Here is a 15,638-nt window from a genome sequence, read left to right on the forward strand (position 1 = left end):
TGGAGGGTGGCTCGATGGAGCTCGGTTTGACGACGTTTGCGGAGGTCGGCACCGACGGGGGCGTGTCGCCGCGAGAACGGCTGCGCAACCTCCTGGAGGAGGTCGAACTCGCGGAGCAGGTCGGCCTCGATGTGTACGGGGTCGGCGAGCACCACCGCGCGGACTTCGTGGCGTCCGCACCCGCCGTCGTACTGGCCACCGCCGCGGCCCGCACCTCGGACATCCGGCTGACCAGCGCGGTGACCGTGCTGAGTTCCGACGATCCCGTCCGCGTGTTCGAGGAGTTCGCCACCCTCGACCTGATCTCGGGCGGCCGCGCCGAGGTGATGGCGGGGCGAGGCTCGTTCACCGAGTCGTTCCCGCTGTTCGGCTACGACCTCGCCGACTACGACGAACTGTTCGCCGAGAAGCTGGGCCTGCTGCTGGCCATCCGCGATTCCGAGACGGTGACCTGGTCGGGGAACCACCGGGCGCCCCTGGACCGCCAGTCGGTCTACCCCCGGCCCGAACGGCCGCTCCCGATCTGGGTCGGGGTCGGCGGCAACCCCGAATCCGTTGCCAGGGCGGGACTCTTGGGCCTGCCGATGGCGCTCGCGATCATCGGCGGTGGTCCCGCACGGTTCGCCCCGCTTGCCGATCTGCACCGGCGCGCCGTGGCGGAGGGCGGCCACGGCCCCCAGCCGATCGCGGTGCACGCACACGGGTACATAGCCGACTCCGAGGAGCAGGCCGCGGCCGAGTTCTACCCGAGCTACGCGGCCGCGATGACCGGGCTCGGCCGGGAACGTGGCTGGGCGCCAATGAATCCCCAGAGCTTCGACGGCCTCCGCGGACCCGGCGGTTCGTTGGTACTGGGGAATCCGGAACAGGTCGCGGAGAAAATCGTCGACATGCGCGAGACGCTCGGCATCGAACGGTTCATGTTGCATCCCAGCGTCGGCCCGCTCCCCCACGACAAGGTGATGCGGACCATCGAGCTGCTGGGAACCAAAGTGGCCCCGCTGATCCGGCAGTAGGGACGGGCCTCACCCTTCGGACACCAATTAGTCACGGGTACGACACCCGAAGACACTGCCCTGCCGTTACGATCCCTTTACTGGCCCCCGCGCGGTGCTTCGAGCGGGGGAAACGCCGATGCAACGGGCCTCGGCGGGATCGACCGTCGGGAAGAGGCCAGATGTCCGTCGTGAATTGGGATACATACCGGGCGCGCAATCAGGTCCCGAACTACGCGCACCCGGTGATCCGTCGTCAGCGGCTTCTCGACTCGCTCTCCGATGCGACGTCCTCGCCGCCGGGACTCCCACCCTCCATCGCACTGCTCATCGCACCCGTGGGTGCGGGCAAGACGATGCTGCTCGCGGACTGGGCCGCCGCCACCGCCGCGCAGCCCGATCCGGCGACCATCGCCTGGCTCACCATCGAGGAACAAGACAACGAACTGGGCGCGGCCCGTTCCGCGGTCCGTTCGGCCCTGGAGAACACCGGCAACTCGGCAGTCTCCGAGGCGATTCGCCAGTTGCCCCCGACGACCGGCGACGACTACCCCGCCGCCCTCGCTCACGCGCTCGAGGCGGCCGACGCTCCGATCTGGCTGATCATCGATGATGCGCATCTGCTGCACGACCCGGCGGCTCTGGAGTCATTGGGGAAGTTCCTTCGTTGGGCACCGCCGAACCTGCGCACGATCCTCGCCGGACGCTTCGAACCGCCGCTGGCCGTCCACCGAATGCGCCTCGAGGGCAGGGTCTTCGACCTCTCCCATCGCGAACTCGCCTTCACCGAGGACGAGGCAGCGATCCTGTTCGCCGAGCACGGCGTGCGCCTCGGCGAATGCGACCTGGCCAAGATCCGCAGCCGAACCGAGGGGTGGGCGGCAGGCCTGCGGCTTGCCGCGATCTCGCTCGCGCGCCACCCCGACCCCACCGCGATGATCACCGACTTCAACGGTGACAGCAGGGTCGTCGCCGACTATCTCGTCAACGAGGTGCTGGACGGTCTCACCGAGGACGAGCGAGGGTTCGTCGTCGAGACGTCGATCCCCGACGCGTTCACCGCGGAACTCGCCGAGGTCCTCACCGGGAATCAGGGCAGCCGCGATGTCCTCGACACGCTCGAGCACTCCAACTTCCTCGTCGAGCGGGTGTCCGGCGCGCCGGGCTGGTATCGGTATCACCCCCTGTTGCGCGAGTATCTGCGCGCGGAGGTCGGCCGGCTGGGGCGCCTCGCGGTCGGTGACCTCGAGGCGGTCGCCTCCGAATGGTTCGCGCGGAGCGGCGATCACGTGCACGCGCTCGAACACGCCCTGCACGCCGGCGACGACGACGCCCTGCTGACGCTGTTGCGAGAGTGCGGCCTGCGGCTGGTGCTCGCGGGCGACTGGGCCGCCGTGATCGGCGTCCTCGACCGCGTGTCACCGGCCGTTCGGGCCGATCCGTCCACCCGACTGCTCAGGGTCGCCGCGGAACTCGCGAGGGGCAACACCGCCGCCGCCTCGTCCACCCTCAGCGCACTCGACCGCGAATCGGCACAGGATGACGCGGAAATGCCCGCCGAGCTCGAAATGCTCGGAGACGGGCTCCGCCTGCAGGTCGCCGTTCAGACCGGCGGAATCGAGAACGCACTCGAGACACTGCAGTCCGATCCGGTCGGCGAGGCCGGCGATCCGGAGCTCGACTCCTTCGCGCTGCTGCAGGAGGGCATCGCCGAGATGTATCTCGGCCGGCTCGAGCCCGCGGGCAGGCACCTGGAAGACGCACTGGCCACTGCTCGCGCCGCCGAATTGCCCGCCGTCGTGCTGCAGGCCCTCGCCGCGCTGACCGCGGTGGCGGGATACAGGGGCCGCCTCAACGACATGACTGCCAGAGCATCGGAGGCCGCGGACCACGGCCGGGCCCACCACCTCACCGATCACAGGCACTTCCACGTCGCCCAGCTGTTCGGCGCCCTCGGCCACTACCTGAGGATGGAGGACGAGGCCACCGCGCCACTGATGAGCCAGTGTGTCCCCAACTCGTGGACTGCGAGAACCCGGCGATGGGGCGGGTCGCGGTGCTCCTGGGAGCCATCCTCGAATTCGAGACCACCGATGACCGGCATGCGGTGGCGCGGGTGATCCGTGACCATTGCGGGCCCGCGCGGAACCGACCGCTGCCGCCCGGCACCACCGCCCTCGTCGCGACGTCCGCCCAACGGGCGTTCCTCCAGGTCGGGGAGCCCGTCTGGGCCGCCCAGGTCGCGGAGCAGACCGCGGCCGAACTCGGGCATGGCGGCGAGGTCGCCGTGCTGCACGCCACGATGTCGCTGCACCACCGACGGCTGGACGCGGCGCGCCGCGAACTCGCCCCGGTCCTCAGCGGCGAACTCGTCTGCCTGTCGGAGGTCACCCTCATCCGCGCCTGGCTGATGGCGGCCACCATCGCGGATACCAGGAACGAGTCGATCACCGCCCGTTCCGCGCTGGTCGAGGCCATGACCATCGCCGAACCCGAGGGCGTCCTGCGGCCGTTCTACGACGGCGGCGAGCCGCTGAGGGATCTGCTGGACCGGCACCGCGGCCGTTTCGGGGTGTACGACAAGTTCGCCGAACGCGCGCGGTCGGTGATTCCGCAGTCCGCGCAGGGTACGACTGACCTGCTCACCCCCGCGAGATGGAACTCCTCGTCGAGCTGCCCTCCTGGCACACCGCCGAACAGATCGCCGCGGACCTGTTCGTCTCCGTCAACACCGTCAAGACGCACCTGCGCGGCATCTACCGGAAATTGGACGTGCGGACCCGGCGGGATGCCATCACCGAGGCCAGGGCGCGCGGGCTGCTGTGACCGCGGCCGCGCATTTCACCACTCGCGGGTGAGGCGCGCGCCTCACCTCGGCGGAGACTGGGAGTCGAAGGTCCACTGATCACGGATCAGCCCAGTCGACTCAGGAGGAGGCCCGTCGGTGGCACACCCCGAACCCGCCCGGGTCCGCTACGAGTTCCTTGTACGCGGTGACCTGTCCGAGCGCGTACTGGCCGCCTTTCCGGAGCTGAGCCTGGCGCCCACCCCGCACGCCTACACGACGCTGTACGGCCCGATCGACGGCGACGTCCAGCTGCGCGGGATGCTGGCGCGCTTCGACACGATGGGCCTGACGGTCATCGAGATGCGACGCCTCCCAGACTGAGCCAGGGCAAAAGAAATCCGCACCCCCGAGCGAACCGGCGGGTGCCGGTCGCGCGGAGATGCGGATTCTTACCGCGTCGTGCGGTCAGTTCATTCCACTGATGTTCGTCGAGCCGGTGACAGCGGAACCGATCAGCGGCTGCAGCGCCTCTTGCCCCTCCTCGATCACGGGGTCCATTCCGGAGATGTTCGTCGAACCGGTCACGCTCGAGCCGAACAGCGGCTGCCCGTTCGGCATCGAGCTGCTGCCGCCGCCGACCGGCGTGCCGTTCTCGTTGGCACCGGCGAGGTTCACCGAGAGCGCGTCCTTGAGCTTGGCCCCGAACACGTTGGCGCCGGACAGGTTCGCCCCCGCCATGTTCGCGCCTGCCAGGTTCGCGTCGACGAGGTTCGCGCTGACCAGGTAGGCGTTGGTCAGGTTCGCGCCGCCCAGGTCCGCGTTCGCGAGGAGCGTGTTACCCAGGTTCGCGCTGCTGAGGTTCGCACCGGTCAGCTTCGCGCCGGACAGGTTCGCACCGAGCAGGTTCGCACCGGACAGGTTCGCACCGGACAGGTTCACGCCCGTCAGGTTCGCCCCGGCCAGGTTCGCCCCGATGCAATCGGTGGCGTGCTCGGGGTTCGGGCTCGAGACGACGGTGCAGGTCCCGAGGACCGTGTCGGCGCCCGCGGTCGGGGCGACCGCCGCCAGACCCACCATCGCAATTCCGGTACTGAGGACCGCGACGCCAAGCCCACGGACAGCATTGTTCAAAGCCGACATGAATTTCCTACTTCCAGAACGACCCCTGCACGGGTCAAAATCACAGCCCGACGCGGACACAGTAAACGAACGAGCCCCCCTCGTTCTCGTCTTTCGCGAAACAAAGCTACCGACGAGTTCGGCCGGCCCCCGCTGAACGCTGACGGACCAGCCGGCGCTCGGCCTCCTCGATTGCCTGACCGGTCGATTCACCGAGGATCGGCGTGGCCGCGAACGTCTCGAGGGACACGCCCTGACTGTCGAGGCGGTCGGCGTCCCAGTAGTCGAGCACCTCGGGCGTGAGGCCGCTCAGATACAACCGGCCCCCGAGTCGATCGAGCCTGCCCGCATAGTCCGCGACCACCTTGAAGAAGGTGGCACCCAACGTGGTTCGGCCCCGCAGCCGCAGGATGACCTCGGGCGAGCGGGCGTTGCCCGGGTCCGGCAGGTGCACCTGCAGCGTCCTCGCGCCCGCGTAGAAGAGGCTGCCGTACACGTCGAGCACGACGACCTCCCCGCTCGCCAGCGTCTTCGGGGCGTCGGCCTCCTCGAGCAGCCCATCATCGGTCGGCCGCAAACGGACGACCTTGAGGTCGACGGCCTCCTGGTTGAGCTGCAGCAAGATCGAGAGCGCGACGCCGATCCCGACGGCAGCGGTGACCGGGAGCAGCAGGGTCGCGATGAAGGTGGTCACCAGCGCGATGACCGAGCTGGGTCCGCTGCGCAGGATCGAGGCGATCTGCGCGGGGCGGATGGAGCCAACCGCGGCGAAGATCAGCACCGCCGCCAGCGTCGGCATCGGGACCTTCCCGACGAGCCCCGAGAACAGCACCAGGATCACGAGCATCCAGATCCCGGAGTAGACCGCGCCCCAGCGACTGCGCGCGCCTGCGGTGGCGTTCAACGCCGTCTGGCCGACCGATCCGCCGACCGGCATCCCGCCGAACAGTGCGGAACCGATGTTGCCGATGCCCTGCGCGGAGAAATCCTGGTTCGGCAGGGACCGGGAGCCGTCCCGGTTGGGCGAGGCCTCCGCGACGCCGGCACCCTGCACCAGGACGATCGCGGCCACGGCGAACCCGGCCCCGATCAGCGACGGCGACAGCAGTCCGAGGTCGGGGATCTGCGGCAGCGGGATCCCGGTCGGGATCGCGCCCACGTCCGCCACCCGGGCCACGCTGTCGAGGCCGAGGAGGATCACGATCAGGCAGGGCACCACCAGCGCGATCAGGGCGCTGAACAACGCCAGCCTGGTGCGCGCGAGGACGATGAGCAGCACGAGGGCCAACAGCCCGGTCAGCAGCGACGGCAGATCGATGCGCGTCGGGTTCGTGACCAGGTCGAAGGCCTTGGCGAGGGCGATGGACCCCGACACAGTCGCCCCCGTCAGGTCGACGAGCTGCCCGAGCACGATGTTGACGGCGATCCCGGTGAGGAAGCCGGTCATCACCGAATGCGAGACGAAGCGGGTGTAGCGGCCGAGCCGGAGCACGGCGGCCGCGACCATCACGGCGCCCGCGATCAGGGTCAGCAGGATCAGGGCACCGGACCGCTCCGCCTCCGGCACCTCCGCGAGGGCCGAACCGGCGGCGAGCGCCGAGGCGCTGGTCGTGGTGATCACCATCAGCTTGGTGCTGGTCTGCATCCCGCCGAACAGCGGTCCGGCGAAGCTCGCGTAGAGGCCGTGTACCGGGCTGACCCCGGCCAGCACCCCGGACGCCATCCCGTCAGGGACGCTGCTGATCGCACCGGGGATCGCCGCGACGAGGTCCGCCTTGAGGAACCTGCGCTCGGGGATCCTCGAACGCACCCAACCGCGGATCACGGACACTGTCGACACCATCCCGCCAGCCTCACGGCCCCGCGATCGACGGGCATCACTCCCGACGGGTGAGATTCTGTGGGATTGCCGAGGCAGGTAGACTCTTCCTCATGCAGCGGGCGCTCCTTCTTCACCGCCGCGACGGGGTCTGATCCAGACTGGCCACCCGTCGCGGGGTTCTGACGCGCCGGTCGACACCATCGGACCACCCGTCCCCTTCATCTCGGAGAATCGTCAATGTCATCCGCCGACGCTTTTACTTCCGGATCGCGCACCATCACGCCGCCGTCGAAGCCCGCACCTGCCGACCAGCCCGTCTGGAACCCGCAGAAGAACTCCTCCATGCCGACCTACCGGTACCGGCCGTTCGCCGAGGAGGTCGAGCCCATCTCCCTCCCGGACCGCACCTGGCCGGACAAGATCATCGACCGCGCCCCGCTGTGGTGCGCGGTCGACCTGCGTGACGGCAACCAGGCCCTCATCGACCCGATGAGCCCGGCCCGCAAGCGCCGCATGTTCGACCTGCTGGTGCGGATGGGCTACAAGGAGATCGAGGTCGGCTTCCCGTCGGCCAGCCAGACCGATTTCGACTTCGTCCGCGAGATCATCGAGGACGGGGCGATCCCCGACGACGTGACCATCCAGGTCCTCACCCAGTGCCGCGACGAGCTGATCGAGCGCACGTTCGCCGCCTGCGACGGCGCCCGCAGCGTCATCGTGCACTTCTACAACTCCACCTCGATCCTGCAGCGGCGGGTGGTGTTCCGGGCCGAGCGCGAGGCGATCAAGAAGATCGCCACCGCAGGCGCCCGCAAGTGCCTGCAGGAGGCGGCGAAGTACCCGGACACCAACTGGCGGTACGAGTACTCCCCCGAGTCGTACACCGGCACCGAGCTGGAGTACGCGAAGGAGGTGTGCGACGCCGTCACCGAGGTGATCGCGCCGACCCCGAGAACCCGATCATCCTGAACCTGCCCGCCACCGTCGAGATGGCGACGCCGAACGTGTACGCCGACTCCATCGAGTGGATGAGCCGTAACCTGGCCCGTCGCGACTCCGTGATCCTGTCGCTGCACCCGCACAACGACCGCGGCACCGGCGTCGCGGCAGCGGAGCTCGGCTTCCAGGCCGGGGCGGATCGCATCGAGGGCTGCCTGTTCGGCAACGGCGAGCGCACCGGCAACGTCTGCCTGGTCACCCTCGGCCTGAACATGTTCACTCGCGGCGTCGACCCGCAGATCGACTTCTCCAGCATCGACGAGATCCGCCGCACCGTCGAGTACTGCAACCAGCTGCCCGTCGCGGAGCGGCACCCGTACGGCGGCGACCTGGTGTACACCGCGTTCTCGGGTAGCCACCAGGACGCGATCAACAAGGGCCTCGACCAGATGAAGATCTCGGCGGACGCGCAGGACGCAGACGTCGACGACATCGTCTGGGCGGTCCCCTATCTGCCGATCGACCCCAAGGATGTGGGCCGCAGCTACGAGGCCGTGATCCGGGTGAACTCGCAGTCCGGCAAGGGCGGCGTCGCCTACATCATGAAGGCCGACCACGGCCTGGTGCTGCCGCGCCGCCTGCAGATGGAGTTCTCCTCCGCCGTCCAGAGGATCACCGACGGCGAGGGCGGCGAGGTCTCCCCCAAGGAGATGTGGGACGTCTTCAACGAGGAGTACCTGGCCCCGATCAGCCCGCTGGAGCGGATCCGCCAGAAGGTAACCGCGTCCGAGGAGGACGGCGGCACCGACGCCATCACCGCCGTGGTGAAGGCGAACGGCAAGGAACACGAGATCACCGGCTCCGGCAACGGCCCGCTGGCCGCGTTCGTCGACGCGATCGGGACCATCGGCTTCGACGTCCGGGTCCTGGACTACAGCGAGCACGCCATGTCCGCTGGCGACGACGCGCAGGCCGCGGCCTACGTGGAGTGCGCGGTCACCCGGCCCGACGGTGTCACCAAGACGGTGTGGGGCGTCGGCATCGCGACCTCGATCACCACCGCCTCGCTGCGTGGCGTGGTCTCCGCGGTCAACCGCGCCTACTAGGCGCTGACGCGCCTGTGCGCGCGTCGTACCCCGGTCGGGGTACGACGCGCGCACACCGGTGGCAGTCCGCCGCCGGACGCGACCGTCCGCGGTGGTCGGCTGTCAGGTTTGCATCCTCTGGGTTGCGGGTATGCGGATCACGGTGCAATTCGCGGCAGTGTTCCTGTTGACTCGCGAGCACTGTGACCGAAGTGAGGCATACCTGTCATGATCATTCTTGGACTCATCTTGCTGGTTGTCGGGTTTCTCCTGAGCATCCCGATCCTGTGGACGATCGGAATCGTCCTTCTGGTGGTCGGTGCGGTGCTGTACCTACTCGGGTCGATGGGGCACGCGGTAGGTGGACGGGCCCATTACTACTGAGCGGCACCGTGATTGGCGCAGGTCCACGGACAGAATCCGGTTGGCCGGTTTCGAGATCCGGGACCGGGGTACTCGAACGTCATGACTCATCAGACGAGTTCGAGGGCGGGGACGGCGGGCGGCAACACCGCAGGCTCTGTCGGCTTCGGCGGCGCTGCCGGTCACCCTCGTGTCTGGCGGACCCCTGGGGTGTACCGGCCGCAGGAGGACACGTGGATGCTTGCGTCGGCGCTCGCGGCGTCGGTCACCCCGGAGGCAGAGGTTCTCGATTTCTGCTGTGGTAGTGGGGCATTGGCGATGGTCGCGGCCAGAGCCGGGGCGGCAAAGGTCACCGCGGTCGATCGTTCGTCGCTGGCGGCCGGGGTGGCATGGGCGAACGCGCGTGGGCGCGGACTGCCGATCAGAGTCCGGCGCGGTGGTCTCGCGGTTGCCGTCTCGGAGGGCCCCTTCGACGTCGTGGTGTCCAATCCTCCCTACGTACCCAGCCCCCGGTCCGGCTCGTGGGTCCTGCGGGACACTCGCATCGCTGGGACGGCGGCCCGGATGGGCGCGCAGTCCTCGGGCCACTGTGCTCGGCGTCGTTCGAGCTGCTGAGCCCCGGAGGCGCCCTGCTCCTCGTGCAGTCGGCGGTATCGGGCGTGGAGCTGACGCTCCGTGAATTGAGGTCGACGGGTCTTCGGGCCGCGGTGGTGCGGCGCGAGCGCCTTTCGTTCGGACCGGTGATGCGCAGGCGTTCGAGATACCTGGAGTCCGCGGGATACTGCGGGCGCGGCCAGCACGAAGAGGAGTTGGTGGTCATCCGTGCGGACAGGCCCACCAGTGTCCAGGGGTGAGGAGGGGCTCGACGGGGAGCAGCCGCCGGAATGGGACGGCCCCGAATCCGAGTGCCTCCGCCTGGTGCGCGGGGGCCCTGCGCTCGTGCGTGGGCCTGTGCGCATCACCCTGCGCGATGGTCGAGTTGTGATCTCGGATCGGTTCGTGGTGGCGGTGTGCCGCTGCAAACTCAGTGCCCTGTACCCGTTGTGCGATGCCAGCCACCGGAGTCGCGCCGTCCGGCGTCGGCCTCGCGATTCCGACTAGGGATATCTGTGACACCTGCAATTACCCGTTGACACTGCTTGCGGTGCGACTCACGGGCAAGTCATGGACGGCCCGTAGCGAACTGGCACCGGCTCGCCAGTGGCGTGTCAGATGGTCGGATAGTCGAGTCTCCACGAGTTCGGTGGCCTGGATCCCGAACACGACGTCGCCGGCGAGATCAGGTTCCTGCTCGAGGAGAGCGCCGACCACATCGTGGCGAAGTATCTGCTCGTGCACGGCGTCTGCCTCGATGTGTTCGGTATAGAAGTGCACGCATTCACTGGGCGCATCCATCCGCAGCAGGGCGCTGACCATCCGGCGCGCGGCAGGCGGAGTGGTGATCTCCGCTGCAGCGAAGTGGCCGACCAGCGCGCCACGCAGGCTGCGGTGCAATCCGAACAGCGACATCAAATTCACGGTCGCCAGCGTCTCCGCGGGGACGTCGTCGAGGTAACCGAGATAATGGTGGTCGAGTCCGGCGGCCTGCAGTAGATCCTCGAACAGCCTGGCGTGCATCCGTTCCGATCGGCCCCCGCCGTACTCGTCGTATTCGACAGCGACGAATGCGCATTTCACGCTCCCCTCGAGCCTCGGAATCGCCCAGGCGTGCGGATCGGCCTCCTTGAGGTGATAGATCGATCGGTGGGCCAGGAACTCGCACATCTGGTCCCAGGTGCCGTGCTCGAGAAGGTACTTCGACGCGCCCGCACCACCGTCCGGCTCATGTGCCGCGGCGGCCAGCGCGCCGTCGGCGTCGACGCCCCCTGAGACCTCGGCGTGTAGTCGATCGAGGAATCGGCGTTCCATCGCCCCACGCGCACGGATGAGGTCCGGATCCCACTCCCACTCGGGATCAACGGCCTCGAACCCGCGGTAGTGCAACTCGTAGCAGATCTGGAGGGCGAGTTGGAGGTCGCCGCCGAACACGTCGGATTGGCCCAGGTGCGGAAATGTGTGGAGCGAACCACGGTCCCCCTGCGACAGGGCGGACACGAGTGCGTATGAGATCGGACCCCGCGGCAACGGTAGGGCTGCAGTCATGGTGACTGGATACCGCGGCGGCATCCGCTCGAAACCTCCAGTCTGTCGATGCCGGTGCCCGCTCCACATGCTGCACCGGGCCCGATCTCAGTCGGGAGTGACGATCGCGAAATCGGGGTCGGGCGCATCGAGATAACCGGCGAGCTCGACCAGCTTCGCGACGTCTCCCTCCGCGACGATGGTTCCGTCGGCGATCGCCTTCGCGATGTCCGCGCCGCCGACCAGCACCCCGAGGAGCACCGGACGGGTGAGCGTGAAAGTGGCATCGGCGCCGGTGGGTTCCGTATCGAGGTCGAAATGGACCAGCAGCCCGTTGCTGAGTTGGGTCCGGTGCACCAGGTCCTCGTCGGTGACCCGCCAGTCGATCACGATGCGTGCCGACCATGCCCGCGGTCCGTCGATCCGCAGGGACACCGCGTCGAAGACCTGCTCCACCGACAACGCCGCCGCGATGTCTGGGGCGTCGGCCTTGGTCGGCGTTCCCACCGACCCGTTCCGCAGCTCGTAGGCCCCGGTGAGGTAGAAGTTCCGCCAGGTTCCGTTCTCGGCGCCGTAGCCGAGCTGTTCGAAGGTGTCGGCCTGCAGCGCCCTCGCCTCCGCGTTGTCGGGTTCGGCGAAGATCACGTAGTTGACCACCTGCGCGACCCAACGGAAGTCACCTGCCGCGAACGACTCCCTTGCCTTGCGCAGCACCTCGGCCGAGCCGCCCATGAACTCGACGTGCCTCGTGGCCGACTCCACGGGCGGATGTTCCCAGAGGTGCGCCGGGTTCCCGTCGAACCAGCCCATGTAGCGCTGATAGATCGCCTTGACGTTGTGGCTGACCGAGCCGTAGTAGCCGCGGGTGTGCCAGGTGTCGGCCAGCGCGGGCGGCAGCTCGATCTCCTCCGCGATCTCGATTCCGGTGTGGCCCTGATTGATCCGTCGCAGCGTCTGGTCGTGCAGGTAGCCATAGAGGTCCCGCTGCAGCGACAGGAACTCGGTGAGGCGCTCGGACCCCCACGTCGGCCAGTGATGCGAGGCGAACAGCACATCGGACTTCGAGGCGTACCGGTTGATCGACTCGGTGAGGTACTTGGACCACACGTGCGGATCCCGGACCAGCGCGCCGCGCAGGGTCAGCAGGTTGTGCAGGGTGTGGGTCGCGTTCTCCGCCATGCACAGGGCCCGGAGATCCGGGAAGTAGAAGTTCATCTCGGACGGCGCCTCGGTGCCCGGCGTCATCTGGAACTCGATGCGGAGCCCGTCGACCGTCTCCACCTGCCCGGTCGCGGAGACGTACAGGGTCGGCATGATCAGGGTCGGCGTGCCGGTGGACGTCGTCTGGCCCAGCCCGGCACCGACCCCGCCACGGGGTCCCCGGGGCAGCGCCGCGCCGTACATGTAGGCGGCCCGCCGGGCCATCGCGGTGCCCGCGTAGACGTTCTCCTCGACGGCGTGTTCCACGAAGCCGACCGGCGCGAGGATCGGGCAGCGCCCCGCGGCCACGTCCTCCTCCGTCGTGACGCCCTTGACGCCACCGAAGTGGTCGATGTGCGAGTGCGTGTAGATGACGCCGGTGACGGGCCGTTCGCCGCGGTGCTCGCGGTAGAGCGCGAGTCCGGCGGCCGCGGTCTCCCGCGAGATCAGCGGGTCGATCACCACCACGCCTGTCTCGCCCTCGATCAGCGTCATGTTCGACAGGTCGAGGCCGCGGACCTGGTACACCCGCTCACACACCTCGAACAGGCCCTGCCTCGCGACCAGCCCCGACTGGCGCCACAGGCTCGGGTTCACGGTCGGCGGGCAGGGTTCCTCGAGGAAGGCGTAGGAATCGTTGTCCCACACCACCGTTCCGTCGACACCAGTCACCACCCCCGGATTCAGTGCCGCGATGAACCCGCGCTCGGCATCGGCAAGGTCGGTGTCGTCGGCGAACGGGAGGGTGTGAGCAGCCCGCTCGTTGGCCGCCGCGATCGTCGCGGTCGCGTCCTCGGGAGTCGTCATGGGAACCGCTGATCCTCTCGTCGATGGGGCAGAAGGCTTGAGCCGTGAGTACCTGTGGCCCGCCTCGGGGCCACAAGTACTCACGGGCGGCGGAGCCGCTTAACCGAGCAGCTGCGCCTTCGCGGCGGCGAACTCCTCGTCGGAGAGCGCCCCAGACTGGTGCAGCTGAGCGAGCTGCTGCAGCTTGGTGATGAGGTCGTCGCCCGCGGGCGCGGCCTGCGGCGCCGGAACCTGCTGAGCCTGAGCCTGTTGCGCGTACGCGGCCTGCTGCTGCGCCGCCTGCTGGTCTACATAGGCCTGCTGCTCAGCGGCCTTCTGCTGGGACCGACGGTTCATCGCGTTGGACGTCGCCTGGGCGGTGCCGGCGATGACGGCGGTGCGCGCAACGGTGCCGAGCAATCCTGGACGGCCCCTTCGGCCGGCTCTGAAAACCATGTGACTCTCCTGTGCTGGTGCGGAATTCCTACAGTGCGGCTGCGACAGCCGCCACGACAGCCTCGCGGGGGATCTGAACGTGCAGGGCGACCTCGCCACCCGCGCCGCGGACGGACGCAGCGATCTGGCGCGCCCACGTCTCCTCGTAGACGATGACCGCGGCCGAGGTGCCCGGCTCCAGCGAGTCGCGAACCACGTCGAGGTCCTCGTCGCTGATCAGCGCCTTCGCCTCGATCGACAGGATGGCGAGGCCGACCTCGTCGAGGTCCTCGTCGACGTCCACCTGGGTGATGTTGCCGTCGGCGTCCTTCGCGATGTAGACCAGGTCGAGCAGCGTCACGTAACCCCGTTCGACCACATCCTGGAGCGCCGCGATGGTGCCGGGATGCACTCGAGCACCGGGAAAGGTCAGCACCACCAGCTCCACCGGGCCGATGTTCAATGAGTCGCTCATGCCTCAAGCGTGCCGCCGCGTCCGTCCGATCCGCCTCACCCTCGGCGGATGAGAAGGCATCGTTTTCACCTGATACGGATGAGGCACCATCGCCCGGAACCGAGGAACCTTTGACGAACAGTCAGATCCTTATGTGAATGGAGCTTTTGATGAACGACGTGAACTCGTTTTGGGATTTCCTGTGGCTGATCATCATCACGTTCGCCTTCGTGGCGTACCTGATGCTGCTCTTCTCGATCATCGGCGACCTCTTCCGCGACCACAAGCTGTCGGGTTGGTGGAAGGCGGTGTGGGTCTTCTTCCTGATCTTCCTGCCGTTCATCACGGCTCTGATCTACCTCATCGCCCGCGGTGACAGCATGACCAAGCGGTCCATCGCTCAGGCGCAGCAGTACAAGGAGCAGCAGGACGCGTACATCAAGACCGTCGCGGGCGGAAAGTCCCCTGCGGACCAGATCGCGGACGCGAAGGCACTGCTGGACAGCGGCGCCATCACCGAGGCCGAGTTCACGGCGCTCAAGAGCAAGGCGCTCTCCTAGCCTTCCCCCGCACTGCCGACGAAACTCCGGGCGCCCCTGCGGTGCCCGGAGTTTCGCCGTCTCTGCCTCACCCGTTCACGGTCGCCGATTCCTCCCGGAAGGCGGCGAGCACCGCCCCGACCGCGGGCCGGTCCGTCGCGGCCGGCCGGGTCGCCAACTCATAGATCCGGGCCGCCCGGACACCGGCGAGGCGCTTGCACACCAGCCCCGGGTGCGCGAGCGCATATCGCGGCATCAGTGCCACCCCGTACCCCGCCGCGACCAACTCCTCGATCACCCGGAAGTCGTTGATGCGCTGGACCACCCTGGGCTGGACCCCGGTGGCGGCGGCCACCGACTGCAACACATCGTCGACGGGGAACCCGCCGCGCACGCTGATCCAGCTCTCGTCCGCCAGCTCGTCGAGCCCCACCTCGGACCTGTCGGCCAGCGGGTGCCCCGGGCCCAGGAGCAGGTCGATGGGCTCGCGCATCAGCGCCTCTGTCCGCACCCGCGGCGAGATCAGCGAGGGAGCCCGCTCGTCGCGGTGGGTGAGGACCACGTCGAAATCGGCCAACAGCGCCGGCACCGCCGATGCCGGCTCGTCCACGTCCTGCGCCTCGATCTCGACCCCGAGCTCGGAGATCCGGGCGAGGACCCCCGGCAGCAGAAGCGCGGCCCCGGAGGGGAACAGCGCGACCCGGACCCGCCCGCGCGGTGACCCCCGATACGAGGCCATCTCCGCGCTTGCCCGGTCCAGGGCGGCCAGCACATCCTCGGCGCGCAGGACCAGCGCGTGCCCGGCATCGGTGAGCCGCAGGCGACGCCCGTCCGGTTCCAGGATCGCGACCCCCGCCTCGCGGGCGAGGATCTTGAGTTGCTGGGACACCGCCGACGGGGTCATCGAGAGTGCGGCCGCGGTCGCGGACACCGTGCCCCGGTCGGCCAGCTCGCGCAGCACACGGAGGCGTTCGGCGTCCATGCACGAAAGC

15 protein-coding genes and 2 pseudogenes are annotated in these 15,638 nt (G+C 68.6%); 10 read left to right on the plus strand and 7 right to left on the minus strand.

Annotated features, from left to right (window positions below):
• Positions 1–14 precede the first annotated feature (14 nt).
• From BTZ20_RS24285 to BTZ20_RS24295, 5 genes and pseudogenes are all read left to right on the plus strand, one after another.
• Complete coding sequence (locus BTZ20_RS24285; RefSeq protein WP_077043960.1) at positions 15–1,016, plus strand: LLM class flavin-dependent oxidoreductase; 1,002 nt, start codon at positions 15–17, stop codon at positions 1,014–1,016.
• 161 nt (positions 1,017–1,177) lie between these two features.
• Entirely contained in the window at positions 1,178–3,115 is a 1,938-nt protein-coding gene (locus tag BTZ20_RS24290; RefSeq protein WP_083742827.1) for an AAA family ATPase, read from the plus strand.
• A pseudogene (locus BTZ20_RS30005) lies at positions 3,037–3,540 on the plus strand (LuxR family transcriptional regulator); the annotation flags it as partial. The gene BTZ20_RS24290 and the pseudogene BTZ20_RS30005, both read left to right, overlap by 79 nt.
• Positions 3,541–3,650: 110 nt before the next feature.
• A complete protein-coding gene (locus BTZ20_RS30010; RefSeq protein ID WP_083742828.1) occupies positions 3,651–3,821 on the plus strand; it encodes a helix-turn-helix domain-containing protein in 171 nt (56 codons plus the stop codon).
• A 118-nt stretch (positions 3,822–3,939) separates the two neighbouring features.
• The gene (locus tag BTZ20_RS24295) at positions 3,940–4,164 is read left to right on the plus strand and encodes a hypothetical protein (protein WP_077043118.1); all 225 of its coding nucleotides are present in this window, start codon (positions 3,940–3,942) and stop codon (positions 4,162–4,164) included.
• An 84-nt stretch (positions 4,165–4,248) separates the two neighbouring features.
• Here the strand turns inward: BTZ20_RS24295 and BTZ20_RS24300 are convergent, their stop codons facing one another.
• Positions 4,249–4,860 (minus strand): pentapeptide repeat-containing protein, encoded by a 612-nt coding sequence (locus tag BTZ20_RS24300; protein ID WP_077043119.1) that lies wholly within the window; start codon positions 4,858–4,860, stop codon positions 4,249–4,251.
• A gap of 169 nt (positions 4,861–5,029) precedes the next feature.
• Positions 5,030–6,745: a SulP family inorganic anion transporter gene (locus tag BTZ20_RS24305; RefSeq protein WP_077043120.1), complete on the minus strand. Its 1,716-nt coding sequence runs from the start codon at positions 6,743–6,745 to the stop codon at positions 5,030–5,032.
• Between the two features lie 216 nt (positions 6,746–6,961).
• On the opposite strand from BTZ20_RS24305, the pseudogene leuA reads away from it, so the two are divergent.
• The 4 genes and pseudogenes from leuA (at position 6,962) to BTZ20_RS24320 (ending at position 10,212) form a co-directional block, all read left to right on the plus strand.
• A pseudogene (gene leuA / locus BTZ20_RS24310) lies at positions 6,962–8,769 on the plus strand (2-isopropylmalate synthase).
• Positions 8,770–8,976: 207 nt separating this feature from the next.
• Entirely contained in the window at positions 8,977–9,132 is a 156-nt protein-coding gene (locus BTZ20_RS27445) for a DUF6131 family protein (RefSeq protein WP_189636542.1), read from the plus strand.
• 81 nt (positions 9,133–9,213) lie between these two features.
• The gene (locus BTZ20_RS24315; protein WP_223263499.1) at positions 9,214–9,726 is read left to right on the plus strand and encodes a methyltransferase; all 513 of its coding nucleotides are present in this window, start codon (positions 9,214–9,216) and stop codon (positions 9,724–9,726) included.
• A gap of 324 nt (positions 9,727–10,050) precedes the next feature.
• Positions 10,051–10,212 carry a CDGSH iron-sulfur domain-containing protein gene (locus tag BTZ20_RS24320; RefSeq protein WP_392980780.1) on the plus strand — a complete coding sequence of 54 codons (162 nt, stop codon included), beginning with the start codon at positions 10,051–10,053 and terminating at the stop codon, positions 10,210–10,212.
• Between the two features lie 21 nt (positions 10,213–10,233).
• Here BTZ20_RS24320 and BTZ20_RS24325 read toward each other — a convergent pair whose 3' ends face one another.
• The 4 genes from BTZ20_RS24325 to BTZ20_RS24340 form a co-directional block, all read right to left on the minus strand.
• On the minus strand, positions 10,234–11,253 hold the full coding sequence (locus BTZ20_RS24325; protein WP_077043962.1) for an iron-containing redox enzyme family protein: 1,020 nt from the start codon (positions 11,251–11,253) through the stop codon (positions 10,234–10,236).
• Between the two features lie 87 nt (positions 11,254–11,340).
• Complete coding sequence (locus BTZ20_RS24330) at positions 11,341–13,239, minus strand: alkyl/aryl-sulfatase (RefSeq protein WP_077043121.1); 1,899 nt, start codon at positions 13,237–13,239, stop codon at positions 11,341–11,343.
• A gap of 99 nt (positions 13,240–13,338) precedes the next feature.
• The gene (locus tag BTZ20_RS24335) at positions 13,339–13,674 is read right to left on the minus strand and encodes an SHOCT domain-containing protein (RefSeq protein WP_077043122.1); all 336 of its coding nucleotides are present in this window, start codon (positions 13,672–13,674) and stop codon (positions 13,339–13,341) included.
• Between the two features lie 28 nt (positions 13,675–13,702).
• Positions 13,703–14,128: a DUF6325 family protein gene (locus BTZ20_RS24340; RefSeq protein WP_077043123.1), complete on the minus strand. Its 426-nt coding sequence runs from the start codon at positions 14,126–14,128 to the stop codon at positions 13,703–13,705.
• Positions 14,129–14,286: 158 nt separating this feature from the next.
• On the opposite strand from BTZ20_RS24340, the gene BTZ20_RS24345 reads away from it, so the two are divergent.
• A complete protein-coding gene (locus BTZ20_RS24345; RefSeq protein ID WP_189636698.1) occupies positions 14,287–14,667 on the plus strand; it encodes an SHOCT domain-containing protein in 381 nt (126 codons plus the stop codon).
• Positions 14,668–14,734: 67 nt separating this feature from the next.
• Here BTZ20_RS24345 and BTZ20_RS24350 read toward each other — a convergent pair whose 3' ends face one another.
• Positions 14,735–15,628: a LysR family transcriptional regulator gene (locus BTZ20_RS24350; RefSeq protein WP_077043124.1), complete on the minus strand. Its 894-nt coding sequence runs from the start codon at positions 15,626–15,628 to the stop codon at positions 14,735–14,737.
• Between the last annotated feature and the right edge of the window lie 10 nt (positions 15,629–15,638).

Origin of the sequence: Rhodococcus sp. MTM3W5.2 (assembly GCF_001984015.1) — a bacterium.
GTDB lineage: Bacteria > Actinomycetota > Actinomycetes > Mycobacteriales > Mycobacteriaceae > Rhodococcus_G > Rhodococcus_G oryzae.

Bases quoted from the DNA above. Each gene is read 5' to 3' on its own strand.
- BTZ20_RS24305 (WP_077043120.1), bottom strand. From the start codon at position 6,745: ATGGTGTCGACAGTGTCCGTGATCCGCGGTTGGGTGCGTTCGAGGATC.
- BTZ20_RS24315 (WP_223263499.1), top strand. From the start codon at position 9,214: ATGACTCATCAGACGAGTTCGAGGGCGGGGACGGCGGGCGGCAACACC.
- BTZ20_RS24285 (WP_077043960.1), top strand. From the start codon at position 15: ATGGAGCTCGGTTTGACGACGTTTGCGGAGGTCGGCACCGACGGGGGC.
- BTZ20_RS24325 (WP_077043962.1), bottom strand. From the start codon at position 11,253: ATGACTGCAGCCCTACCGTTGCCGCGGGGTCCGATCTCATACGCACTC.
- BTZ20_RS30010 (WP_083742828.1), top strand. From the start codon at position 3,651: ATGGAACTCCTCGTCGAGCTGCCCTCCTGGCACACCGCCGAACAGATC.
- BTZ20_RS24350 (WP_077043124.1), bottom strand. From the start codon at position 15,628: ATGGACGCCGAACGCCTCCGTGTGCTGCGCGAGCTGGCCGACCGGGGC.
- BTZ20_RS27445 (WP_189636542.1), top strand. From the start codon at position 8,977: ATGATCATTCTTGGACTCATCTTGCTGGTTGTCGGGTTTCTCCTGAGC.
- BTZ20_RS24330 (WP_077043121.1), bottom strand. From the start codon at position 13,239: ATGACGACTCCCGAGGACGCGACCGCGACGATCGCGGCGGCCAACGAG.
- BTZ20_RS24290 (WP_083742827.1), top strand. From the start codon at position 1,178: ATGTCCGTCGTGAATTGGGATACATACCGGGCGCGCAATCAGGTCCCG.
- BTZ20_RS24300 (WP_077043119.1), bottom strand. From the start codon at position 4,860: ATGGTGGGTCTGGCGGCGGTCGCCCCGACCGCGGGCGCCGACACGGTC.
- BTZ20_RS24335 (WP_077043122.1), bottom strand. From the start codon at position 13,674: ATGGTTTTCAGAGCCGGCCGAAGGGGCCGTCCAGGATTGCTCGGCACC.
- BTZ20_RS24340 (WP_077043123.1), bottom strand. From the start codon at position 14,128: ATGAGCGACTCATTGAACATCGGCCCGGTGGAGCTGGTGGTGCTGACC.